The sequence below is a fragment of the Pseudomonas taiwanensis DSM 21245 genome (assembly GCF_000425785.1).
GTDB lineage: Bacteria > Pseudomonadota > Gammaproteobacteria > Pseudomonadales > Pseudomonadaceae > Aquipseudomonas > Aquipseudomonas taiwanensis.
The window spans coordinates 258,528-282,353 of sequence record NZ_AUEC01000010.1 but is presented as its reverse complement, the minus strand read 5'-3'; the positions used below and the strand labels follow the sequence as shown (position 1 = coordinate 282,353).

The 23,826-nt window shown below is 60.9% G+C and carries 17 protein-coding genes and 1 pseudogene; 8 read left to right on the top strand and 10 right to left on the bottom strand.

From position 1 onward, the window contains the following. Positions 1 to 372 precede the first annotated feature (372 nt). From H620_RS0102830 to H620_RS0102820, 3 genes are all read left to right on the top strand, one after another. Complete coding sequence (locus tag H620_RS0102830; protein WP_023382999.1) at positions 373 to 1,776, top strand: PAAR domain-containing protein; 1,404 nt, start codon at positions 373 to 375, stop codon at positions 1,774 to 1,776. 392 nt (positions 1,777 to 2,168) lie between these two features. Further along, on the top strand, positions 2,169 to 2,771 hold the full coding sequence (locus tag H620_RS0102825) for a hypothetical protein (RefSeq protein ID WP_027906677.1): 603 nt from the start codon (positions 2,169 to 2,171) through the stop codon (positions 2,769 to 2,771). A gap of 312 nt (positions 2,772 to 3,083) precedes the next feature. Next, positions 3,084 to 4,511, top strand: a complete 1,428-nt coding sequence (locus H620_RS0102820; RefSeq protein WP_023383001.1) for a mechanosensitive ion channel family protein — start codon at positions 3,084 to 3,086, stop codon at positions 4,509 to 4,511. 52 nt (positions 4,512 to 4,563) lie between these two features. Here H620_RS0102820 and amaA read toward each other — a convergent pair whose 3' ends face one another. Together amaA and amaB are read right to left on the bottom strand one after the other, a co-directional pair. Further along, positions 4,564 to 5,850, bottom strand: a complete 1,287-nt coding sequence (amaA, locus tag H620_RS0102815) for an L-pipecolate oxidase (RefSeq protein ID WP_027906676.1) — start codon at positions 5,848 to 5,850, stop codon at positions 4,564 to 4,566. A gap of 196 nt (positions 5,851 to 6,046) precedes the next feature. Then, positions 6,047 to 7,537, bottom strand: a complete 1,491-nt coding sequence (gene amaB, locus H620_RS0102810; protein ID WP_023383003.1) for an L-piperidine-6-carboxylate dehydrogenase — start codon at positions 7,535 to 7,537, stop codon at positions 6,047 to 6,049. Positions 7,538 to 7,673: 136 nt separating this feature from the next. On the opposite strand from amaB, the gene H620_RS0102805 reads away from it, so the two are divergent. Together H620_RS0102805 and hglS are read left to right on the top strand one after the other, a co-directional pair. Further along, on the top strand, positions 7,674 to 8,564 hold the full coding sequence (locus H620_RS0102805) for a LysR family transcriptional regulator (protein WP_023383004.1): 891 nt from the start codon (positions 7,674 to 7,676) through the stop codon (positions 8,562 to 8,564). A gap of 162 nt (positions 8,565 to 8,726) precedes the next feature. Continuing rightward, positions 8,727 to 10,121, top strand: coding sequence for a 2-oxoadipate dioxygenase/decarboxylase HglS (gene hglS, locus H620_RS0102800; protein WP_023383005.1), 1,395 nt, complete (start codon positions 8,727 to 8,729; stop codon positions 10,119 to 10,121). Between the two features lie 55 nt (positions 10,122 to 10,176). On the opposite strand, the gene H620_RS27660 is transcribed toward hglS, so the two are convergent. The 3 genes and pseudogenes from H620_RS27660 to H620_RS0102790 form a co-directional block, all read right to left on the bottom strand. After that, a complete protein-coding gene (locus tag H620_RS27660) occupies positions 10,177 to 10,908 on the bottom strand; it encodes a methyl-accepting chemotaxis protein (RefSeq protein WP_371919396.1) in 732 nt (243 codons plus the stop codon). Positions 10,909 to 11,040: 132 nt separating this feature from the next. Then, positions 11,041 to 12,084, bottom strand: a pseudogene (locus H620_RS27655) (Cache 3/Cache 2 fusion domain-containing protein); the annotation flags it as partial. 212 nt (positions 12,085 to 12,296) lie between these two features. After that, on the bottom strand, positions 12,297 to 13,223 hold the full coding sequence (locus tag H620_RS0102790) for a LysR substrate-binding domain-containing protein (RefSeq protein WP_027906675.1): 927 nt from the start codon (positions 13,221 to 13,223) through the stop codon (positions 12,297 to 12,299). Between the two features lie 155 nt (positions 13,224 to 13,378). On the opposite strand from H620_RS0102790, the gene H620_RS0102785 reads away from it, so the two are divergent. Next, positions 13,379 to 14,776, top strand: a complete 1,398-nt coding sequence (locus tag H620_RS0102785) for a NorM family multidrug efflux MATE transporter (RefSeq protein WP_023383008.1) — start codon at positions 13,379 to 13,381, stop codon at positions 14,774 to 14,776. A gap of 24 nt (positions 14,777 to 14,800) precedes the next feature. Here H620_RS0102785 and H620_RS0102780 read toward each other — a convergent pair whose 3' ends face one another. Further along, positions 14,801 to 16,459, bottom strand: coding sequence for a putative bifunctional diguanylate cyclase/phosphodiesterase (locus H620_RS0102780; protein ID WP_023383009.1), 1,659 nt, complete (start codon positions 16,457 to 16,459; stop codon positions 14,801 to 14,803). A 298-nt stretch (positions 16,460 to 16,757) separates the two neighbouring features. On the opposite strand from H620_RS0102780, the gene rep reads away from it, so the two are divergent. Next, a complete protein-coding gene (gene rep, locus H620_RS0102775) occupies positions 16,758 to 18,767 on the top strand; it encodes a DNA helicase Rep (protein ID WP_027906674.1) in 2,010 nt (669 codons plus the stop codon). 64 nt (positions 18,768 to 18,831) lie between these two features. Further along, positions 18,832 to 19,404, top strand: coding sequence for a xanthine phosphoribosyltransferase (locus tag H620_RS0102770; protein ID WP_023383011.1), 573 nt, complete (start codon positions 18,832 to 18,834; stop codon positions 19,402 to 19,404). Between the two features lie 111 nt (positions 19,405 to 19,515). Here the strand turns inward: H620_RS0102770 and H620_RS0102765 are convergent, their stop codons facing one another. From H620_RS0102765 to H620_RS0102750, 4 genes are all read right to left on the bottom strand, one after another. Beyond that, on the bottom strand, positions 19,516 to 21,375 hold the full coding sequence (locus tag H620_RS0102765) for an acetyl-CoA hydrolase/transferase C-terminal domain-containing protein (RefSeq protein ID WP_023383012.1): 1,860 nt from the start codon (positions 21,373 to 21,375) through the stop codon (positions 19,516 to 19,518). 185 nt (positions 21,376 to 21,560) lie between these two features. After that, positions 21,561 to 22,403, bottom strand: a complete 843-nt coding sequence (locus H620_RS0102760; protein WP_390897569.1) for an RHS repeat-associated core domain-containing protein — start codon at positions 22,401 to 22,403, stop codon at positions 21,561 to 21,563. A 303-nt stretch (positions 22,404 to 22,706) separates the two neighbouring features. After that, positions 22,707 to 23,111 carry a c-type cytochrome gene (locus H620_RS0102755; RefSeq protein WP_049818688.1) on the bottom strand — a complete coding sequence of 135 codons (405 nt, stop codon included), beginning with the start codon at positions 23,109 to 23,111 and terminating at the stop codon, positions 22,707 to 22,709. 153 nt (positions 23,112 to 23,264) lie between these two features. Continuing rightward, entirely contained in the window at positions 23,265 to 23,813 is a 549-nt protein-coding gene (locus H620_RS0102750; RefSeq protein WP_023383015.1) for a cupin domain-containing protein, read from the bottom strand. Positions 23,814 to 23,826: the final 13 nt, after the last annotated feature.

Sequence of the window (23,826 nt, the reverse complement as noted above, 5' to 3'; positions counted from 1 at the left end):
GTCGTCTTTGTTCAGGCGGTTGTATTTGAACTGGGTCATGGTCGTCGCTCCTAAGGGGTTCTGATCTTCAGTAAGTGGGGTGTTTCGCGTTGATGGGAGAAGATTAAAACCAGACCCTTTGGCGCGGAAGATAGTGAATTTTGGCTTTAGCGTTCCATTATGTGAACGATCTGAGCACACCGTTACAAGCGTTGCCTACCCGCTCGGCTCCACGCACACGACATACTTTTGGATACCTTCACCCTAAAAGCAGGACCTTTCCTACAGGTCAATCTGCATCTTGCGTAAGGCATGTCTTAAGCGCTGCCCCGCCCGAAAATAGGGGCCTTCAGAGTGATAGCTTGCCGGATTCACATCTCAGGGAATCGAGACATGAATCAGCGCACCAACATTTTCGGTAACGGCCAAGGCCTCGACGGCGACGTCACCACCACAGGTGCCACGTGCATCGCCAGCCATTCCCGGGGCACGTTCAATGGCCGCCGGTGGTTGATCGAAGGCGACCGAACTACCGCCTGCCCACGCTGTGGTGAGGAAGGCGTCATCATCGAAGGCGAGCAACGTTGGATGCAGGACGGTCGGCCCACCGCCGTGGACGGCTCGCTGGTCAAGTGCGGCTGCCCGTTGGGCAGCAACCGCGTGTTGGCGCCGTTGAATCAGGGCCCTGCACCGCGTCGCATGACGGCGGCTGGAACCGTTGTCGAGGCACAAGCCCCAGCCCAGGCAACCCCGCACGTGAACAGGTACCGGCCTTCGGCATTTCAATCATCGACCGCGCCTCAAGGCATGGAGCCTGGCTTCTATATCGTGCCGCGGTGCATGACCTACCAGGAGGTTCTGATTGAGCTCGGCGCGCAGCAGGCGAACCTGCCGAGCTCGATTCTGCAGCGCCTGAACCCGACTTATCAGCAAGGGTTCAAGGCAGGAGAGATCTTCGTCATCGGCGACGGCCTGAGCCGACCGGTTTGCACCCGTGAAGAGCTGTATTCGATGAGCGCGGCAAAACAGGCGCGGGAGGCATTGGCAAGCCTGACGCCGGAAGAGGCCGAGTTCATGATGCAACATCAGGCCGACATTGCCGGATTGCTTGGTGAGGTGAGCCAGGCGATGGGGGTGAGCGAGGCGATGCTGGCAAAGTCGCTGGACGAACTGGGTCTTATATTGCGAAAGATTGAAGAACTGCATCAGCAGCAGTTTGCCAAGTACGGACACCTGCATAGCAAAGAGTTTTTTGAAGAACGCATGAAGCTACTCAAGCAATTAAATACAATTTTGAAAGCGACCGTTCTGAACAAGCGCCTTAACCTTGGAAATTATGAAACCCTACGCCGACACCTCGGAATTTCGTCAAAAAGCCTGGTGCACCACTGGAGTAAAATAGGGGCGCCAGGCCAGATTCCCGGCTATTCGACACACCTCAATAAGCTGGCAAGCATCTCTAAGTATTTGAAGGCAGGAGGACGTCTAGGCGTTGCTATCGGAGGGGTTGGTTCGGCCATGAAAGTTGCCGACGTATGCCGAGCGGGTAATACAAGAGCCTGTGAAAAAGTCAAGATCACTGAGGCGGGAAATTTTTCCGGCGGTTTAGCCGGGGGCTGGATTGGAGGTAGAGCAGGATCAAAATTGGCTGCGACAGTTTGCATTAGACCGGGTGCCGGCGCCTTGATATGCGGAATAGCAGTAACTGGATTAGGAGTCTATGTCGGCAGCACACAAGGGATGGACGGCGGAGAAGTACTTGGGGAAATACTTTTCGAGGCCTTTCAAGATGATTGATAACCTCGACTTCAAGGTAAAATTATTCTCATTGGCCGCTCCTTTCTTCATAGGCTTGACCGGGCTGGCAATGGATATCCATATCGCCTGCACTCGCCACTATAAAATAATGACGTCAGCACTTCAAAGAAGCCCATGCCTGTCATACGCCACAACGCTTTGGGGAGAGACCAGTTTACGTTCGAGAGTACTCGTTATTTCCATGATAGCCGGCACCCTCACATCTCCTAAATTCTGCATTCGCAGAGGTTCACTAGACGCGCAAGACTACAGGGCGTTCCCTCACCGCCTCAAAAAAAGACTCATTATATCCTCGCAATTAAACGTAGCCGCATGCATCTGGCTAACTTTCAATCATTTCTTCATGTAACTTTCGCGGCGGGAGCAACAAATTGAACAAACCCCTGACACATAACACCGAGCAACAATCACACCTACCCAATGATCGCACTCAGTTTCACGTAGTCTCTATATCAAAATACGCAATCATGGGGGTATTCACCCTTGGCCTTTACATCGCATACTGCAATTATCGACACTGGCTACATATTCGAGGCCAACGCGGATTAAAACTCACTCCGCTGCTGTGCACGCTATTTGGCGGGCTCACAATGTATTGGTTAATGAAAAACATAGTCGCCCGCAGCCGCGAGGTGAATCAATCTGTCGAAGGTACTGCACTCGGCGTCACGTTGATGTGGTGGATTCCCTATTTGGTCACGCTGTCTTGGGATTTGTTTAATCCCGAGAATTTCCTTAACAGCCTACCCCTGATGGTCAGGTTTTTGATGACTATCACTCTCGTCTTTGCGATCGCGACCTTTGGCACCGTTTCACTGTTGAGAATTCAGCAAGCCGCCAATGCATGTGCAGGTGATCCACTGGGACTGCAAAACTCTAAAATCACCTGGGTTAATATTTTCTGGATAATGATCAGCTGGTTGCCGATCACCGCCATTTTCGTCTACGTGGCAGGTCACGCAGCGCTGATTTGACCCCAACATTTACCTAGTGTCCTGTCTCGGAAATAAGCTCTTCACTTTTGGCGGCGTCCTGGGCTTTCGGCCTGCGTTGCCACTCCTCGCCATAGCCCTGCTATGACTCGTCGCGGCGCCTTTGCCGAACACCCAGGCCACTCGCCAGAAGAGAACGTATTTCCAAGACAGGACACTAGCCTGGACCAAAGGGGCCGTTTCAGTGGCAGGGCAACGGCCCCCGCCACTGGAGAAACCTCACCCCTCCCCCATTGCCTGCCACCTCAACCTACTCTATTACTACCCGCAGCCCTCCCTCATCCCGAGACCATCATGCTGGCGTTCATCCAGTCGTCCCCGTTGTTGCTCGGCACCGCCTTGATCCTGCTTGACCTCGTGCTCTGGCAACTGATCCCCCTCCAGCGCCACGCCTGGCGCATCGGCACGCGGTTGGTGATCTTCCTGCTGTTCAGTTCGGTGCTGGTGGCCGCTGGCATGAGCCCGCTGCAACCGCCACCCTGGCCAGACGATGTTTCGCGTAACCTGTTGGCCACGGTGCTGGCGATTGGCTGGTGGCTGTTCGGCGCACGAACGGTGACCGTAGTGTTCGGGCTGCTATTGGTGGCACGGGGCAGCCACGGCGGTCGGCTGTTGCAGGATGTGCTAGGGGCGTTGATCTTCCTGGCGGCGGTGGTAGCTGCCGCGGCTTACGTGATGCAACTGCCCGTGAAGGGCCTGCTGGCCACCTCTGGTGTCATGGCCATCGTCATTGGTCTTGCGCTGCAAAGCACTCTGGCCGACGTGTTTTCCGGCATCGTGCTGAATACCACCCGGCCTTACCAGATCGGCGATGCTATCTCCATCGACGGCACCGAGGGTAAGGTGGTGGATATCGACTGGCGCGCCACGCGCATGATCACCGGCAGCGGTAGTCTGGCGGTCATCCCCAACTCCGTGGCGGCCAAGGCCAAACTGCTCAACCACAGCCGTCCCATCGACCGCCATGGGGTGTCAATCAGCGTGGTGGTGCCTGCCAAGGTGCGGCCGAGGCGGGTTTTCGATGCCCTGGAGAAAGCACTGCAAGGCACCAGCGCCCTGCTCGCGAACCCCGCGCCAAAGGTTACTGTCAAGGCCTCGACACTGGAGTCGGTCGAGTACGAGGCCAGTGGTTTCATCGCCGACATGGCGCGCAAGACCGAAGTGCGCAACCAGCTGTTCGATCTGGCACATCGGCATCTGGAAGCCAGCGGTGTGATGTGGAACGTCGACTTGGCCATGCCTGCGCGCAGTCGCCAGCGTGAAGTGCTGGACGAGGTGCGCGTGTTCCGCTCGCTCACCGACGAAGAGCGCGACACCCTGAGCCAGCGCATGACCGCTGTGGAGTACCTGGCCGATCAGGTGATCCTGGGGGTGGGCGAGCAGTCCGATCACCTGCTGGTAATTGGCAGCGGCGTGGTCTCGGCGTCGGTACGCGACGGTGACAAGCTGCTGGAGGCTGGGCGTATGGGACCGGGAGAAGTGCTGGGGATCGAGGGTCTGATCGACGAGGACGATTCGTTCGCCGAATTCCGCACGCTGACCAGCTGTGTGCTGTTCCGCATCGACAAGGAGCAGGTGCGCAGCTGCCTGGCCCAGCGGGGCGAGGTGCAGACCGCGCTGACCAAACTGCAGCGCTTCCGGCGCCAGAGCCGGGAGTCGCTTTTGCTGCAAAAGCCGGCCCTGATCAAGAAGGGCGGTTTCCTAAGCTGGCTGCACAAGTAGGCCGTTGTTGGAACGGGCCCCATCGCCGGCTTGCCGCCGATGAGGCCATCAGCTAGAGCACGACTCTCAAGCACTGCCCGGCATGGTACAGCGAGAACCCAGACTCGTAGAACGCGGTGCGCAGCGACGGCGCACTAACCCCCGTCATCGGCGAGAAGGGAATCGGCAGGCTGTCCGGATCATCTTTGAGCAGGAACTCAGCGAACGCCCGGCCAATCACCGTTCCGGTGGTATTGCCACGCCCGTTGTAACCCGTCACCGCCACCAATCCGGGCGCAGGCTCGAACAGGCGCATCAGGTGATCTGGAGTGAAGTCGATGCAACCGGTCCAGTGCATCTCCCACTCGACCTTGCCCAGTTCGGGGTAGTAGTGGCTCTGGATGCGGTCGGCCCAGCTGCGCACGAACCAGGTTGGCTTGTTGTCGACCCGGCCCAGGCTGCCAAGCAACAAGCGGCCCTGATCGTCACGGCGAATACTGCTGAGCACGGTGCGGGTATCCCACGAACCCTGGCCATAGGGCAGCACCTTGTCGGCGGCAGCACCCTGCAGCGGCTTGGAGGCCACCTGGTAGTAGTAGCCGCGGAAGAACTGCTTCTGCAGGTTGCTCCAATCGCCTTCGGTGTACGCGCCAGTGGATATCACCACCTTGTCGGCGCATACCGAACCGCGCGCGGTTCTTACCTGCCAGCCATCGCCGTCACGCGCCAGGCCTTCGACCGATGATTGCTGGAACACCTTGCCACCCAGGCGGGTGACAGCGGCGGCCAGGCCCTGGGTGTAACCCATGGGGTTGATGGTACCGGCGCGGCGGTCTAGCAGCGCGGCGGAGATCTTGTCGGTGCCGCAGTATTCCTGGCATTGCACGCCAGTGAGCAACTCCACATCGGCACCACGACGGCGCCATTGCTCGTGACGCGCTTGCAGGTCGGCAATACCGGTGGCGTTGTGCGCCATGTGTAGGGTGCCTTTGTGCTGCGCCTGGCAGTCGATGCCGAGGCGCTCGATCATGGCGAACACTTCGGCTGGGGCTTCACCCAGTACCTTGTTCAGGCGGCTGCCTTGCTTCTGGCCAAGCGTTGCCTCGACATCGTCGGGACGAATCCAGGTGCCAGCGTTCACCAGGCCTACGTTGCGCCCTGAGCCACCGTGGCCGATCTTCCAGGCCTCCAGCAGAATCACCGACTTGCCCTGTTCCAGCAGGTGGATGGCCGCAGACAGGCCAGTGACACCGCCACCGATCACGCAGACGTCAGCCTTGTGCTCACCGGCCAGGGCCTGGGCGGCGACGGTCGGTTTGGTGACGTGTTCCCACAGACATTCTTGACGCAGTTCGGACATGGCCCGGCTCCAGCGATTTGTTCTTGTTGGGGCCGCCAAGCGGCCCATTCGCGGCGGTACGACGAACCGATAAACCCGCTCACACAGGGGCCACACAGGCCTCGAGGGCAGTGGAGAACCTGTGGGAACGGGTATATTGGGTCGCCGCACCACTGCGAACCGGGGGCAACGCCCCCGGCCATGCAGCATCAATCCATCAGTCGAACACGATACCCTGCGCCAACGGCAGCTCACGGGAGTAGTTCACGGTGTTGGTCTGGCGCCGCATGTAGCCCTTCCAGGCATCCGAACCCGACTCACGACCACCGCCAGTCTCCTTCTCGCCACCGAATGCACCGCCGATTTCCGCGCCGCTGGTACCGATGTTGACGTTGGCGATACCGCAGTCGCTACCCGAAGCACTCTGGAAGCGCTCGGCTTCACGAATGTCGGTGGTGAAGATGCACGAGGACAGACCTTGTGGCACTTCGTTGTTCAGGCGCAAGGCCTCTTCGAAGTCGTCATAGGCCAGCACGTACAGGATCGGCGCGAAGGTCTCGTGGCGCACTACATCGCTCTGCGCCGGCATCTCGGCGATGGCGGGCGACACGTAGTAGGCGTTGGGGTACTGATCGGCCAGCTGACGCTCGCCACCGAATACCTGGCCACCCTCATCACGGGCCTTGGCCAAGGCGCCCTGCATCGCATCGAACGACTGCTTGTCGATCAGCGGGCCAACCAGGTTGTCTTTGCGCGGATCGCCGATGCGCACCTTGCCGTATGCCGCTTTGACGCGAGCAACCACTTCGTCCTTGATGGAGCGGTGCACGATCAGGCGACGCAGGGTGGTGCAGCGCTGGCCCGCGGTGCCGACTGCGGAGAACAGAATGCCGCGCACGGCCAGGTCCAGGTCGGCGCTCGGGGCCAGGATCATGGCGTTGTTGCCACCCAGCTCCAGGATGCTGCGGCCGAAGCGTGCGGCCACACGCGGGCCGACTTCGCGACCCATACGGGTGCTGCCGGTGGCGCTGACCAGCGGAACGCGTGGGTCGTCGACCAGGGCTTCACCCGCTTCGCGGCCGCCGATCACCAGTTGCGACAGACCAGCCGGAGCATCGCCGAAGGCTTTCAGGGCTTTCTCGAACAGCGCCTGGCAAGCCAGGGCGGTCAGCGGGGTCTTCTCGGACGGTTTCCATACCACCGAGTTACCGGCCACCAGGGCCAGGGCGGTATTCCAGGCCCAGACGGCGACTGGGAAGTTGAAAGCGCTGATGACGCCGACCACGCCCAGCGGATGCCAGGTTTCACGCATGTGGTGGCCAGGACGTTCGGACGCGATGGTCAGGCCGTACAGCTGACGCGACAGGCCAACGGCGAAGTCGCAAATGTCGATCATTTCCTGTACTTCGCCCAGGCCTTCCTGGGTGATCTTGCCCGCTTCGATGGATACCAGCTCGCCGAGGTCGGCCTTGTGCTCGCGCAGCACTTCGCCGAACAGGCGCACCAGCTCGCCACGGCGTGGGGCCGGGACGCTGCGCCAGGCTTCGAAGGCGTTCTGCGCCCTGTCGATGCAGGCGATGGTCTCGGCTTTGCCGAGCAGTTTCACCGAGGCGATCTGGCTGCCGTCGATCGGCGTGTGAACAGGGTAGTCGCCCTGGGTGTGAGCCTCGGCGGCAACGCCAAGGCGCTCGAGCAATCCAGCAACCATTTGTGCTTCTCCTACATCGGGTGAAGGGATGGAAAAATGATGTGGATCAGTATTAATCCGATCACACCAGTGCAACAAACGACCTTTATTCCGCATATCATTCCGTCAGGTAATGATTTCTGCCACAGAGACCGCTATGTCAAAACGCCTGGTTCCCTCCATGACCGCCCTGCAGTGCTTCGAAGCCGCAGCCCGTCACTTGAGTTTTACCCGTGCCGCCGAAGAGCTGCACCTGACCCAGAGCGCGGTCAGTAAACAGGTGGCACAGCTTGAGGACATGCTGCGTCACCACCTGTTCCTGCGTATTCGCCGGCGTCTGCAACTCACGCCTGCCGGCAGCCTGTACCTGGCCGAGGTGAACAAGATCCTGACCCAGGTCGACATGTCCAGCCGCTATGTCCTGACCTATGGCGAGCAGACCGAGATATTGAAGGTAGCCACTCAACCGAGTTTTGGCGTGCGCTGGCTGATCCCGCACCTCAAGGGCTTCGGCAAACGCCACCCGAATATCCACTTGGATATCCGCAACGAAATGGAGCCTTTTGCCCTGCTGCAAGGCTCGGCCGATGTGGTGTTCTTCTACGGCCAGGGCACCTGGCCGGGCGCTACCTGCCTTGAACTGTTCCGTGAGGACGTGGTGCCGGTATGCGCGCCGGAACTGCTGGCCGGCCGAACCCTGGCCGATGCCGCTGAACTGGCGGAACTGGTGCTGTTGCAAAGCACATCTCGGCCAGAGGCCTGGCATGAATGGTTCCTGGAGCTTGGACTGCACAGTGTCAGCGCCTACCACGGACCACGCTTCGATACGTTCTACATGGCATTAAGCGCGGCGCAGGCGGGGTGTGGAGTGGCGCTGGTGCCCAAATACCTGGCTGCCAAGGAGTTGGCCGAGGGAAGCCTGGTCATCCCCTGGGATCATGCGATGCGTAGCGCGGGGGCGCATTACCTGGCGTATGCCGAACATGCGGCCGAGGTGCCGAAGGTGCGAGCGCTGATGGCGTGGATCAACGAGCAGTTGTCGGTTTGACGTTGTCAGGCGCGTGGCGCGGCCTGCCACATTCTGCAGCGGCGGTCGCAACGACCTCAGGGTCGATCAAAAAAGGAATGACACACTCACTTTTTTTCGCTTGTGGCCAACGTGCATTCCCAGTTTTCATGTAAGTGTCCGAACCCAACCAGGAAGCTTGCGATGCCCGCCCACGATTTCGTCAGCCCCGACAGCATCCGTGCGCAGTTCTCTGCCGCCATGTCACTCATGTACAAACAGGAAGTGCCGCTGTACGGCACGCTGCTGGAGCTGGTGAGCGAAGTCAACCAGCAGGTCATGACCCAACAGCCAGCAGTGGCCGAGGCCCTGCGCTGGACCGGCGAAATCGAGCGCCTGGACCAGGAGCGCCACGGCGCGATCCGCGTGGGCACCGCAGAGGAACTGGCGACCATCGCCAAATTGTTCGCCGTCATGGGCATGGAACCTGTCGGCTACTACGATCTCAGCTCGGCCGGTGTACCGGTCCATTCCACCGCGTTCCGCGCGGTGCACGAACAGTCCCTGCATGTCAGCCCCTTCCGGGTATTCACCTCGCTGTTACGACTGGAGCTGATCGACAACCCGCCACTGCGTGAACTGGCCCAGACCATTCTGGCCAAGCGCAAGATCTTCACCCCACGGGTACTGGAGCTGATCGCCCAAAGCGAGCGTGACGGCGGCCTGAATGCAGTCGATGCCCACACCTTCGTCCAAGAGGCGCTGCACACCTTCCGCTGGCACCAGGATGCCACGGTGACCGCCGAGCAGTATCAGCAGCTGCATGACCAGCACCGCCTGATCGCCGATGTGGTGGCCTTCAAAGGCCCACACATCAACCACCTGACGCCGCGCACGCTGGATATCGACGCGATCCAGGCCGGCATGCCTGCCAAGGGCATCCCACCAAAAGCCGTGGTCGAAGGCCCTCCTACTCGCCGTCACCCGATCCTGTTGCGCCAGACCAGCTTCAAGGCGCTGCAAGAGACGGTCGCGTTCAGCGGTCAGCAGGGCAGCGAAGGCAGCCACACCGCGCGCTTCGGCGAAATCGAGCAACGCGGCGCGGCACTGACGCCCAAAGGCCGCCAGCTCTACGACACGCTGCTGGATGCGACCCGCGCGGCCCTGGGCGGCGCCCCGGCCGAGGCCAACGCCGAACGCTACATGGTGTTGCTCAAGGAGCAATTCGCCGCATTTCCGGATGACCTGGCCCAAATGCGCGAACAGGGTCTGGCCTACTTCCGCTACTTCCCCACCGAGAAGGGCTTGGCCGCACGGGATCAGGACGATCGCCCGACCACGCTGGAAGGGCTGATCGAAGCAGGCCATGTGCACTTCGAGGCGCTGGTGTACGAAGACTTCCTGCCGGTCAGTGCCGCGGGCATTTTCCAATCCAACCTCGGTGACGATGCCCAGGCCGAGTACGGTAGCAATGCCAACCGGGATGCTTTCGAGGCGGCACTTGGGCTGAAGGTACAGGATGAATTGACGCTGTATGCACAGAGTGAACAGCGTTCGCTGCAGGCATGTGCGCAGGCGTTGAACCTCGGCTCGATCTAAGCCTCGGTCATAAAGTCGCCGGCAAGCCCGCTTGCCGGCGACAGGTCCGTAGCAGTCAGCGGCCTACCCGAAATCGATCCACTTCCTGCCTCAACTGCGCTGCCAGCCCTTCCAGCTCCCGGGCAGTGAACGCCAGCTCGTTGGCCACGTCGCGTTGCTCGCTGTTGGCTTGCGCGATGCTCTGCAGGTTGCGGCTAAGCACCGTTGCCGTGCTGCTCTGCTCCTGTGTCGCGGTGCTGATGACGGCGAACTGTTCACCGGCAACGCGGCTTTGCTCATCGATGCGCGCCAGTGCCTCGGCCACTTTGTCGTTGCGCTCCAGGCCCTCCTGCATCAACTGGTTGCCCTGCTCCAGGGTGCTGATCGCATGCCCGGTCTGTTGCTGGATACTGGCGATCATGCCGGAAATTTCGTCCGTCGCCTGGCGCGTGCGGGCAGCCAGTCCTCGCACCTCATCAGCCACGACGGCGAAGCCTCGTCCCTGCTCGCCGGCCCGGGCCGCTTCAATGGCGGCGTTGAGCGCCAGCAAGTTGGTCTGCTCGGCAATCGCGGTGATCACCCCAACGATCCCACCGATTTCCTGGGAGCGAGCGCCCAGGGTGTCCATCACCGTAGCCGTGCCACCCAGCGCCTCGGCGATCTGGCGTAGCGAGCTCGATGCCTGATCCATGGCGTTACGGCCGATGCGGGTCTGCTGGGCATTGTCGCGGGCCATGCGCTCGGTGCCCGCCATGTTGTCGGCGATGTTCATCGAGGTGGCGCTGAACTCCTCCACCGCGCCTGCCATGCTGGTGATCTCGCCGGACTGTTGGTCCATGCCTTCGCAAGCCCCGGCCGACAACCCGGCCAACGAGCGTGCCCGCCCGCTGACTTGCTCGGATGCATTGCGAATGTGCTCGACCATGGTCGACAGGGCCTCGCCCATCTTGTTGAAACTGCGTGCCAGCTGGCCGATTTCGTCATGGCTGGTGACATTCAGACGTGCATTGAGGTCGCCTGCCCCGAGGGCTTCGGCCTGCAGCACCAGGTCATCGAGGGGCCGAAGCTTGCGCCGCAACAACCACAGGGTCGCCGCCACCGCCAGCAGCATGGCCAGCAGGCTGCCGATGGCCAGGCGCCAGCCGACGTTCCAGGTCACCTCACGAATCTCCGCTTCTGGCATGCTCGCCACCACCGTCCATGGGCCTTCGGCGAAGGGCGCGGTGACGCTGAACAGTGGCTGCTCGGCATTGGCCGGCGGAACCAGCCATTGACCTCGTTCATCACGCAGGGCCAGCGAGCCGGTTTCACCAATGCGGAACCGCTTGAGGTTGGCGAACTGGGCATTCTGCGCGTCGGTGTAGTCGAAGCCGACGAACAACACAGCTATCACCCGCCCACTGCCATCGCTGACCGGCACGTAGCGAGTCATGTAGTTGCGCTCGAACAGCACGGCACGCCCGACATAGGTCTGGCCCGCCATCAGCTTTGCATAAGCCGGGTGCTGACGGTCGAGCTGGGTACCGATGGCGCGGCTACCATCCTGCTTGGTCAGCGAGGTGCTGATGCGCACGAAGTCGTCACCGCTGCGCACGAACAGCGTCGCGACACCCGCGGTCATCTGCTGGAATTCGTCCACCTGCTGGAAGTCGTTGTTCAGCAGCCGCTCGCCCAAGTACAACGCAGGCGTAGCCTGGCCTGCGACATTGACGGTTTCACCGGCATGCACTGTCAGGCCCGAGGCGAAACGCCGCTCGAACAAGCCGCTTAGGCGCTGGGTGTTGTCCTTGAGCGAGCTGTGGAAGGTTTCGAGCTGGTCGGCCAACAGCCGGGCCTCGCTGGCCAGGTGCTGCTGGCGGGTGGCGAGGTTGGCCTGGTCCAACGAGCGCAGGGCGAACAAGGTACTGCCGGTGATCACCAACGCCAGCACGATGGCGAGGGCGATTCCGAGCTGCGAGGCGATGCGTGCACGCGGTTGCGACATGGGGAAGCTCCTGACAAGTGGCCGGGATCATCCTGATCACCCAGGCCACCTGCGGGTTATCGACGAAAATCGCATCCTCTTCCGGGACGCTGGTGCCAGAGAATCGGCGTCGCAAGCCAATACTTGAGTGTCGGGCCGGGATATTCGCAAACGTTTTCGTTGTTGCAGCAAGCCCAGGATCCCACCCAGCCCTGAAGAAGGCGGCTTGCCGGCTAGAGGGGAGGCAGCATCTGCACATCCGGCAAACTCACCGCAGCCGCCTCCTCCTGCAGAAACACGCTCAGCCGTCGCAACCGCTCGCCACCCGGTCGGGTGCGCGGCCACACCAGATAGTAGTCCATGCCACTGGGCACCGCCGTGGGCCACGGCAGGCTCAGGCGTCCTTGCGCAACGTCCTCCGCCACCATCAGCAGGTCACCCATGGAAATCCCATAACCCCTGGCAGCCGCAATCATGCCCAGCTCCAGCGTGTCGAATACCTGGCCGCCCTTGAGCGAAACCTTTTCGGCAAGCCCCATGCGCTCTAGCCAAGCCCGCCAGTCACGCTTGTCCGGCGTTGGGTGCAGCAACTCGATGCCCGCCAACCGGCGCTCGTCCCAGGGGCCATCCTTGAGCAAATCCGGCGCCCCCACCGGGATCAGTAACTCGCTGAATAACCGGCGCACTTCCCAGTCTGGTGGGAACACACCGTCACTGAGCAACACTGCACAGTCGAACGGCTCCTGATTGAAGTCCACATGGTCGACGTCCATCCAGGCGCTGGTCAGCTGCACCTCGTTACCCGACTGCAAATGGCGAAAGCGGCTCAGGCGTGCCAGCAACCAGCGCATGGTCAAGGTCGAAGGCGCCTTCATGCGCAGGATGTCATCTTCACCGCGCAGGGTATCGCAAGCCCGCTCCAGCGCGGCGAAGCCCTCGCGCACACCCGGCAGCAGCACCCGCGCGGCCTCGGTCAATTGCAGGCTGCGCCCGCTGCGTACGAATAGGCGACAGGCGAAATGATCCTCCAAGGTGCGAATGTGTCGACTGACCGCACTCTGGGTAATCGAGAGCTCTTCGCCAGCGCGGGTGAAAGAGCTCAGCCGAGCGGCGGCTTCGAATGCGCGCAGCGCATAGAGCGCAGGCAACTGACGGGACATGGGGCACCTGAAAGAGGGCGTGGAAAGGAATGCAGATAATCATATATGCATGAGTTCAACTCATGCCAAGCATCGCTATTATCCTTTTGTGGAAAGTTGACCAAAGCCTCAGAATCGTCGCCTCGCCTACAGGATAAGCATCAAGGACCTCAACCATGCATGTCGCGCCCGCTACTGAACTCAAGGCTTTGCTGCGCCTGGCGGGGCCGCTGATCGCCTCGCAGTTGGCGCACATGCTGATGGTGTTGACCGACACCTTGATGATGGCCCGTATCAGCCCACAGGCCCTGGCAGGTGGCGGCCTGGGTGCGGCGAGCTATTCGTTCGTGTCGATTTTCTGCCTGGGTGTGATTGCCGCAGTCGGCACTCTGGTGGCGATTCGCAAAGGGGCGAATGACATCGAGGGCGCTACCCGCCTGGCACAGAACGGCCTGTGGTTGGCCTGGGGTCTGGCGCTGGTCGCGGCCCTGGTGCTGTGGAACCTCGAGCCTGTGTTACTGCTGTTCGGCCAGAAGCCCGAGAACGTGGCCTCGGCGGCCGAATTCCTTACCCTACTGCCCTTGGCCCTGCCTGGCTACCTGACGTTCATGGCCTTGCGCGGATTCACCAGCGCATTGGGTCGCTCGACGCCAGTGATGGTCATCAGCCTGGTGGGCACGGTGCTCAACTATCTGTTCAACGTCGCGCTGATCGAAGGCATGTTCGGCCTGCCCAAGCTTGGCCTGATGGGCATCGGCCTGGTCACCGCCGTGGTGTCGATGGGCATGGCCATTGCCCTGGCGCTGTACATCCACTGGCACCCGGCCTATACACCCTACCCGCTACGCCGGGGCCTGTCGCGCCCTTCCCTGCCTGCCCTGCGGGAACTGTGGCGGCTAGGTCTGCCGATTGGCGGTACCTACATGGTGGAGGTGGGGCTGTTCGCCTTCGCCGCGCTGTGCATGGGTGTGCTCGGTAGCACGGAACTGGCGGCGCACCAGATCGCCCTGCAAATCGTGTCCACCGCATTCATGGTACCAACCGGGCTGTCGTACGCGGTGACCATGCGAGTGGGGCTTTACTACGGCGCCGACAACCTGTTGGCGGCACGCAGCGCTGGGCGTGTGGGAATCGGCTTCGGCGCGATGATCATGTTCGCCTTTGCCGCGCTGTTCTGGCTGCGTCCGGAGATGCTGGTAGGCCTGTTCATCGACGGCGATGACCCAGCCTTCGCGGCGATCTACCAGCTGGCGGTAAGCCTGCTGATGGTCGCGGCCTGGTTCGAGCTGTTCGATGGCGTGCAGACCATCGCCATGGGCTCGATACGTGGGCTGAAGGATGCCAAGACCACCTTCCTGATCGGGCTGTGCTGCTACTGGCTGGTAGGCGCACCGGCAGCGTGGCTGCTCACCTTCACCCTGGGCGGCGGTGCGGTCGGCGTGTGGTGGGGGCTGGCCTTGGGGCTGGCGTGCGCTTCGGTGGCACTGACGATCGGCTTCGAGTGGCGGATGAAGCGGTTGCTGAAGTCCAGGGCACCTACGCTGGCTGGGCAGCTCGTGCATGGACCGCGATGAGCCCTGCGGGACCGGCGGTGCGTCTCAGGCCGACCGCCGCCCCGGAACCTGCAACAGGTAATCGATCAACGCCTCGACCGGCAACGGCTTGCTGACCAGGAACCCCTGTACCTGGTCGCAACCGAACTCGCGCAGCAACTGCATCTGCTCTTCGCTCTCCACCCCCTCGGCGACCACTTCGAGGTTGAGGTTGTGCGCCAGGTTGATCATGGCGTGCACCAACTTGCGGTTCTCTTCGCGCATCTCCATTTCAGCGACGAAGCTTCGGTCGACCTTGAGTAACGTGATCGGCAAGCTATTGAGGTGGACGAACGAAGAGAAGCCGGTACCGAAGTCATCCAGCGAAAACCGCACGCCAAGGCGCGCCAGGGCATCCATGGTCTGGCGGACCAGTTCGTTGCGACGCATGACGGCGGTCTCGGTAAGCTCGAACTCCAGCCAGCGGGCATCGACACCGTGCTCGATGATCAAGCGGCTCAGGGTAGCCAGCAACTGGCTGTCCTGGAACTGACGGAAGCTCAGGTTCACCGCCATGTGCAAGGGGGCCAGGCCCTCTTCACGCAAGGCTTGCATGTCACGCAGGGCGCGGGAAATCACCCAGTATCCCAACGGCACGATCAGCCCGCTCTGCTCGGCCAGCGGCACGAACTCACTGGGCGGCAGCAGGCCACGTTCGGCATGGCGCCAACGGACCAGGGCCTCCAGGCCAACGATACGACCGTCTTCCAGGTTCAATCGTGGCTGGTAATGCAGCTCCAACTCATCGCGGCGCAGCGCACGGCGCAACTCGCTTTCCAGGTCGGCCAGGCTGCGTGCGTTGCGGTTGATGCGCTCATTGAATACATGGAAGGTGCAGCCCTGGCTGCCCTTGGCCTGGCGCATGGCGATGTGGGCATGCCACATCAATGGGTCTGGCCCAGCCTGAGCGCGGGCATGGGCCAGGCCCAGGCTGCAGCCCAGCAGCAGGCTCTCGCCGTCTATCCAGAAGGGTTCGGCCAGCGCTTCGACGATCCGTTCGGCCATCCATTCGGCGCGGTTGGCATCGCGTCGGGTGTCGATCAGCAGGGCGAATTCGTCACTGCCCAGACGTGCCAGCTGGTCCCCCGCTTCCAGTTGCTGCTTCAGCCGGGCCACCACCTGCAAGATCAACCGGTCGCCGCTCTGGTGGCCAAGGGCATCGTTGACGTGGCGGAAATTGTCGAGGTCCAGGTGGCCAAGCGCCAGACCGCGCCCGTCATTCTCGGCCAGGCGCGCGGTCAGTAAGGCCTGGAAGCCCTGACGATTGGCGATGCCGGTAAGCGGGTCTTGTTCGGCCAGGCGCTGCAGGGTGGCCACCAGTACGCCGCGCTCACGCACATGGCGCAAGGATCGGCGGATGGCGTCGGCGCTGAGTTGATCGCGCACCAACCAATCGCTGACAGCCGTCGGTGGTGAGTCAGGCTCATGCTCAAGCAGCAAGATGGTGGGGAGTTCGCAACGCCCCGGCGCGGGTTGCAAGGCCGGGGTAGCCAGCACCACCGCTTGGCGGTCTTGGTTGAACAGGGTGTCGACAGCCTCCCAACTGGGTGCGGTCAGCAATACGGCGCTGCCGCCCAAGGGCAGCAGGCAGTCGCGCAACAGGGCAGCCCATTCCGGCTCATCAGCCAACAACAGCAAACGCAAAGGTTCGACAGGCGTGGACAAGCGGGCTCCTTAAAGGCTTGGACAGTGAAGCGTATGAGGCCGGATATGCTACTGCATAAATGAAAACGATTTTCACTTTTAGACATATCCTTGCCTGCAGTGCTCCCCGACGCATTTTGACGTGCATCCTGCGCGAAACTCGCTAAACCAGCAAATCCGATTTTTTTCTTGGATATCATGAGTCTGACTAATAGTAGCGAGAGACAAAAGTCTGACTCAGACGTCAGACGGTCGCGCCACAACTGCCCCATGCCTGTTAGAATGCGCGGCTATTTTCTGGCGACCCCCGGTTTCTAGCATGTCCCGACTCAATCCCCGGCAACAAGAAGCCCGAGACTACGTCGGCGGCCCTCTTTTGGTGCTCGCCGGTGCTGGCTCCGGCAAGACCAGCGTGATCACGCGCAAGATTGCCCACCTCATCCAGAACTGCGGCATCCGCGCCCAGTACATCGTGGCGATGACCTTCACCAACAAGGCCGCCCGCGAGATGAAGGAGCGGGTCGCTACCCTGCTGCGTCCGGGCGAAGGCCGTGGCCTGACGGTGTGCACCTTCCACAACCTGGGCCTGAACATCATCCGCAAGGAACACGAGCGCCTGGGCTACAAGCCTGGTTTCTCGATCTTCGACGAGTCCGACATCAAGGCATTGCTGTCGGACATCATGCAGAAGGAATACTCCGGCGACGATGGCATCGACGAGATCAAGAACATGATCGGTGCCTGGAAGAACGACCTGGTCCTGCCTGCCGAGGCGCTGGAGAAAGCGCGCAACCCGCGCGAACAGACCGCCGCAATCGTCTATACCCACTACCAGCGCACGCTCAAGGCGTTCAACGCCGTGGACTTCGACGACTTGATCCTGCTGCCGGTCAAGCTGTTCCAGGAACACCCCGACGTGCTCGAACGCTGGCAGAACCGTGTGCGCTACCTGCTGGTGGACGAGTATCAGGACACCAACGCCAGCCAGTACCTGCTGGTGAAGATGCTGATCGGCATGCGCAACCAGTTCACCGTGGTCGGCGACGATGACCAGTCGATCTATGCCTGGCGTGGCGCCCGCCCGGAGAACCTCATGCTGCTCAAGGAGGACTATCCCTCCCTGAAAGTGGTGATGCTGGAGCAGAACTACCGCTCCACCAGCCGCATCCTGCGCTGCGCCAACGTGCTGATCGCCAACAACCCCCACGCGTTCGAAAAGCAGCTGTGGAGCGAGATGGGCGTGGGCGACGAGATCCGCGTGATCCGCTGCAAGAACGAGGAAGCCGAAGCCGAGCGGGTGGCCATGGAGATCCTCACCCTGCACCTGCGCACCAATCGCCCCTACAGCGATTTCGCCATCCTCTACCGTGGCAACTACCAGGCCAAGCTGATCGAGTTGAAGCTGCAACACCACCAGGTGCCATATCGCCTGTCCGGCGGCAACAGCTTCTTCGGCCGCCAGGAGGTCAAGGACCTGATGGCCTACCTGCGCTTGCTGGTGAACCCGGACGACGACAACGCCTACCTGCGGGTGATCAACGTGCCGCGCCGGGAGATCGGCTCGACCACTTTGGAAAAGCTCGGCAACTACGCCACCGAGCGCGGCATCTCGATGTATGCCGCCAGCGAAGAGCTGGGCCTGGGTGAGCACCTGGATGCCCGCTACACAGAGCGCCTGCAGCGCTTCAAGCACTGGCTCGATGGCGTGCGTCACAAGGTCGCCCTGGAAGACCCGATTGCCGCGTTGCACGAGATGATCCGCGACATCGACTACGAGAACTGGATCCGCCAGCAGACCGCCAGCGACAAGGCGGCGGAGTTCCGCATCAGCAACGTCTGGTTCCTGGTCGAAGCGCTGAAGAACACCCTCGAGAAAGACGAAGAGGGTGACATGACCATCGAGGACGCCATCGGCAAACTGGTGCTGCGCGACATGCTCGAGCGCCAGCAGGAAGAGGAAGAAAACGCCGAAGGCGTGCAGATGATGACTCTGCATGCGTCCAAGGGCCTGGAATTCCCCTACGTGTTCATCATGGGCATGGAAGAGGAAATCCTCCCGCACCGTTCCAGCATCGAAGCCGACACCATCGAAGAGGAACGCCGCCTGGCCTATGTGGGCATCACCCGCGCCCGCCAGACCCTGGCCTTCACCTTCGCCGCCAAGCGCAAGCAGTATGGCGAAATCATCGACTGCACGCCCAGCCGCTTCCTTGACGAGCTGCCGCCGGAGGACCTGGCCTGGGAAGGCCTGGACGATGCGCCGGTAGAAGTCAAAGCCGCTCGCGGCAATAACGCCCTGGCCGACATCCGGGCAATGCTCAAACGCTGATCAACCATTACTCTTTAACACTGCCGCTTCATGCGGCCACCTTTGCTACATCGAGGAATACACAGTGGAAGCACTGCAGCAGAAGATTCGCGAAGAAGGCATCGTGCTTTCCGATCAGGTTCTCAAAGTCGACGCGTTTCTCAACCACCAGATCGACCCTGCGCTGATGCAGCTGATCGGTGACGAATTCGCCCGCCTGTTCGCCGACGCCGGCGTGACCAAGATCGTCACCATCGAAGCCTCGGGCATTGCCCCGGCCGTGATGACTGGCCTGAAGCTGGGCGTACCGGTGATCTTCGCGCGCAAGCACCAGTCGCTGACCCTGACCGAGAACCTGCTGACCGCCTCGGTGTACTCCTTCACCAAGCAGACCGAGAACACCGTGGCCATCTCGCCGCGCCACCTCAACAGCAGCGACCGCGTGCTGGTGATCGACGATTTCCTGGCCAACGGCAAGGCTTCGCAGGCACTGATCTCGATCATCAAGCAAGCCGGTGCTACCGTGGCGGGCCTGGGTATCGTCATCGAGAAATCGTTCCAGGGCGGCCGTGCCGAGCTGGACAGCCAGGGTTACCGCGTCGAATCGCTGGCCCGGGTGAAGTCGCTGGAAGGTGGTGTGGTCAGCTTCATCGACTAAAGCCTGAGCACCTCTCCTGTAGGAGCGGGTTTACCCGCGAAGACAACGGTGACGTCACCCTCTCATTCGTAGGTGAACCCGCTCCCACAGGGTAAGGCGCTGAACCTTGGTTTAGCGGGTTGCCTCTAGCCCCGCCAGCAACAACCGCTGATACAACTCTTCCTTCAGCCCCTGCGGTTGATCCAGCTGCATCCGCGCCAGGTGCGCCTCATACCCCTCCGGCCCCGGTGCCTCCAGTGCCGCCTTGCCCAGCTCCAGCACCTCTCTGAGCTTGAACTTGCTCTTCAACCAGTTGAGCGCGCGCAGCAAATCCTGCTCTTGTGCCGTGAAATCCGTGCCCAGCGGATACTCTGGGAACAACCGTGCGTGCCGTGCCCGCACCGCCTCAAGACGCTCGGGCGTGTTGTCGGTGAAGCGCGGATCCAGCTGAAAGTCCCTGGCCAATTTACCGGCACGCTTGGCTTGCTCCATCAACGTGTCCTGGAACCGCGAGTCACTCACCGCCAGCAACCGCGCAATCACTTCGCTGTCGGTCTGCCCGCGCAAGTCGGCGATGCCGTACTCGGTCACCACGATATCGCGTAGGTGTCGGGGGATGGTGCAGTGGCCATAGGTCCAGAACAGGTTCGAGCTGATCTCACCACCCGCCTCGCGCCAGCTGCGCAGCAGCAAGACCGAACGCCCACCCGCCAGGGCATGGCCCTGGGCGACGAAGTTGTACTGCCCACCGACACCGCTGAGTACACGGCCGTCTTCCAACTGGTCAGCCACCCCGGCGCCAAGCAAGGTCATGCCGAACACCGTATTGACGAAACGGGCATCGCGGCGCTGTCGACGCTTCAGGGCTTCCTGCCCGTACAGCTCGTTGATGAAGCTGATACGGGTCATGGCGTAACGCGCCCGCTGCTCCAGCGGCAGCTCTCGCAAGCGCCGGTAGAAGGACTGCGGCCCCAGGAAAAACCCGCCATGCACGAGCACGCCCTGACCATTGATCGGGCGCCGAACTACCCCGGCTTCGGCCAGCGCCAGCAGGCCGTTGACGAACATTTCGCTGCAGCCATACAGCCCTTGGGCAAGCGCTTCCAAGCCCCCTTCCCGCTCGATCAGCGTCTGCCAGGGGCGAATGTCCAACTCGTCGAGCAAGGCGCGATAGCCCGCGTTGTCGCCCTGGCGCGCCAGCAAAGCAGCCGCCAGCGCATCGCCCATGGCACCGATGCCGATCTGTAGGGTGCCACCATCACGCACCAGTGCGCTGGCGAACAGGCCAATGCAGTGGTCCTGGGTGGTGACCGGCATGTTCGGGGTCGAAAACAGCCGGCGTTGCTCCGCTACGTCGATCAGCAGGTCGAAGTGGTCGATACCCAGCTCTGCGTCGCCTGGCATGTAAGGCAGCTCGGCATGGACCTGACCAAGCATGAGGATGGTCTCACCAGCCTTGCGGCGCTTGGCAATCATCGGCAGCAGGTCAAGGGTGATGTCGGGGTTGCAGGCCAGGCTCAGGTGCACGGGCCTTTCCGGTGTGGCGGCGACCAACTGCGCGATCAGGTTCAGCCCCTTGGCATTGATGTCACGGGCAGCGTGGCTGTAATTGCTGCTGACATAGTCCTGCTGGGCAGCCTCGCTATGCAGCAGGCTGCCGGGCTGCATGAAGAACTGCTCGACACGGATGTTCGGCGGCAAGCTGTCGTTGCGCAGGTCGGCAAGGTAAGTGAGTTCTTCGTAGTCAGCGAACACACGCTCGACGAAGGGTTCGAGAAAGCGCCGTTGCAAACCGTCGCCCAGCGGGGGGCGGCCTAGTGTAAGCGCCGTGTAGATAGTCAGTTGCCGTTCGGGTAGGTCACGCACCCGGGCATAGAGAGCGTTGACGAAAGCATTGGGCTTGCCCAGGCCCAAGGGCAGGCCCATGTGAATATGAGCTGGCAGGCGCGACAGCACTTGCTCGACAGCCTGGTCGATGGAGCAGAGGTGCATCGAGATCTCCTCATTCATCCATGGGGGTCAGAGGTTGGACACGAATTCGCGCGGCTTGGTTGCCTCAGGAGGTGTCTTCGTGGTCAATCTCCCACACAGACTTTGCACCTCCTATATTCGCAGAGGCCTGAATAGTGCTCGACTCACCAGAAACACCTACGTACCGGCTATCAATGCTGGCGCTGTTAGTATGTGACAGTGGTTTTATCACTGATTAAAATTGGAAACGCTACTTCCCTGCGCACAGCGACCTTCCCATAAGCATTCTCCCTGATTACCATTACGTTTCGATTAGCGCTGAAATAGTCCTTCCCTTTTTTCCATTCCCCGAAATTTTCTGCGTACACGCCGAATACGATTCCGTCTCCATCCGAACCTGCGTACTTATTGGCCACATCGAGATTAGTGGAAAAGTAGAAGCCGCTGCCGTAAGTTCCACCCTTTGAGTAACCAGGATCAAGGCCTGATTCCAACGACCGCGCATGTTTTGCTTGACTCCCATGAAAGCCGATCAACTCATAGCCCTGCGGCACACGCCCTGAACTACCCACCAGGCTGATGTTGATGACAGAATTAATATTCTTGTAGTCTTTGTTAATAACCATTCTCTCGATGATAGGCGACACATATAACTTACCAGGGAGCTCTTTTTTAGGAAAAATCCTTCTAAACATTCGTGCGAAGGGCTTAAATAAACAGCAATTACCGCTCGGGTCCTCGCGGTTCACCGGATCACCTAGACAGTATGAATATGAATTTAACCCACCCGCCGCGAAGGGGCTCATGCTGTCCGAGCTGATGAAACGCAACAATGATGGATTGAATGATCGACGCCCATTGCCCAATGGATAACACCCTGTAACAGGATCGAGTCGGCCACCATTGAAACCGAGCATGGTGCGTAGGAGCGAATGATAGCCATAGGGCGAATAGCCCCGATGAAGAGGGGCACTGCCGGAGGGTTGCCTTTGCAGCTTCACCCGGCTGACTGCATTCTGCTTCCGACCGTTATTGTCCGCTATTCTCAAGTCTATTGGCTCCCATCCAACACCACTACCAGAAGCTTGAGTGTTATTCGTAGACCCGAAAAATAAAACTGGTAAAAATGCTAGTTAATCATCAGCATGGTTCAAACACCGGGGCTTTCTGGATTGTCCATGGTTTCAGAGATTGGGTGGGGTTAGTTGCCTGTGCCGGCCCTTTCGCGGCTAAAGCCGCTCCCACATGGGCAGCATAGGACTCGAAGGCTTTAGCCACGAAAGCGGCCGACACACGCAGCACAAAAACAAAGCCCGCCATCGATGGCGGGCCTCGTGCAATTCAGGTTTGGATCAAAGCCCCGACATCTTCTTGATCGCGCCTTTGAGATCCTCGTCCGAACAGTCGGCACAGGTACCTTTCGGTGGCATGGCGTTTATGCCGGTAATGGCTTTGGCCAGAATGCCATCCAGGCCGCCCTGGTGGTCGGCGCGCTCTTTCCACGCGGCGGTATCGCCAATCTTCGGCGCACCGAGCAAGCCGCTGCCATGGCAGGCGTTGCAGTGCTTGGCGATGATCTCGTCCGGCGTCTTGGCCCCGCCACCGCCCGCTGCGGCAGCCACTTCCATGCCTTTGCACTCCTGACCCTGAATGCACACCTGCCCTACAGGCTCCAGGCGCTTGGCAATGTCGTCGTTGGTTGCAGCAGTTGCATTGATTGCCCAGAGGGCGAGTACGGCGGCTGGTAAGGCCAGCATCTTCTTGATTTGGTTCACGCGAACACCCTCATGGTGGCTAATCATGCCCGCACCACGAAATTGCGAGCGTTGAAAAGTATAGCGGGAACCCGGAACCCGTGAAACGACCCCACAGGTGAAAGGGGTATTAGCGAAACAATACGCTGCGCTGGATCAAAAGTTCGAAGGCGTCGCCGCACTGATCAGCCGTGCTGGCTCTGCGAAGGGATTGCGGAATCGATGCGGCCGGGTGCTTTCGAAGTAGTAGCTGTCGCCTGCTTCGAGGATGAAGGTCTCATTCCCGACCACCAGCTCCAGGCGCCCTTCCAGCAGGATGCCGGTCTCTTCGCCATCGTGGGTGAGCATTTCTTCCCCGGTGTCGGCGCCCGGCGGGTAGACCTCGTTGAGGAAAGCGATGGCGCGGTTGGGGTGCGACTTGCCCACCAGCTTCATGGTTACCGCACCGTCCGAGATGTCGATCAGCTCGTGAGCTTTGTAGACGATCTGGGAAGGGCTTTCGGGTTCCAGCTCGACGGAGAAGAACTCGACCATGGACATGGGAATGCCACTGAGCACCTTGCGCAGCGAGCTGATCGAAGGGCTCACGCTGTTCTTCTCGATCATCGAGATGGTGCTGTTGGTCACACCCGCACGCTTGGCGAGTTCACGCTGGGACAGGCCCTTGAGCTTGCGGATGGCTTGCAGTCGTTCGCCGACGTCCAAAGCTGGAGCCTCC

Excerpts from the sequence above, each read along its gene's own strand:
- H620_RS0102830 (WP_023382999.1), top strand. The coding sequence starts at position 373 with ATGAATCAGCGCACCAACATTTTCGGTAACGGCCAAGGCCTCGACGGC.
- H620_RS0102820 (WP_023383001.1), top strand. The coding sequence starts at position 3,084 with ATGCTGGCGTTCATCCAGTCGTCCCCGTTGTTGCTCGGCACCGCCTTG.
- amaA (WP_027906676.1), bottom strand. The coding sequence starts at position 5,850 with ATGTCCGAACTGCGTCAAGAATGTCTGTGGGAACACGTCACCAAACCG.
- amaB (WP_023383003.1), bottom strand. The coding sequence starts at position 7,537 with ATGGTTGCTGGATTGCTCGAGCGCCTTGGCGTTGCCGCCGAGGCTCAC.
- H620_RS0102805 (WP_023383004.1), top strand. The coding sequence starts at position 7,674 with ATGTCAAAACGCCTGGTTCCCTCCATGACCGCCCTGCAGTGCTTCGAA.
- hglS (WP_023383005.1), top strand. The coding sequence starts at position 8,727 with ATGCCCGCCCACGATTTCGTCAGCCCCGACAGCATCCGTGCGCAGTTC.
- H620_RS27660 (WP_371919396.1), bottom strand. The coding sequence starts at position 10,908 with ATGGCAGGCGCGGTGGAGGAGTTCAGCGCCACCTCGATGAACATCGCC.
- H620_RS0102790 (WP_027906675.1), bottom strand. The coding sequence starts at position 13,223 with ATGTCCCGTCAGTTGCCTGCGCTCTATGCGCTGCGCGCATTCGAAGCC.
- H620_RS0102785 (WP_023383008.1), top strand. The coding sequence starts at position 13,379 with ATGCATGTCGCGCCCGCTACTGAACTCAAGGCTTTGCTGCGCCTGGCG.
- rep (WP_027906674.1), top strand. The coding sequence starts at position 16,758 with ATGTCCCGACTCAATCCCCGGCAACAAGAAGCCCGAGACTACGTCGGC.
- H620_RS0102765 (WP_023383012.1), bottom strand. The coding sequence starts at position 21,375 with ATGCACCTCTGCTCCATCGACCAGGCTGTCGAGCAAGTGCTGTCGCGC.
- H620_RS0102755 (WP_049818688.1), bottom strand. The coding sequence starts at position 23,111 with ATGCTGGCCTTACCAGCCGCCGTACTCGCCCTCTGGGCAATCAATGCA.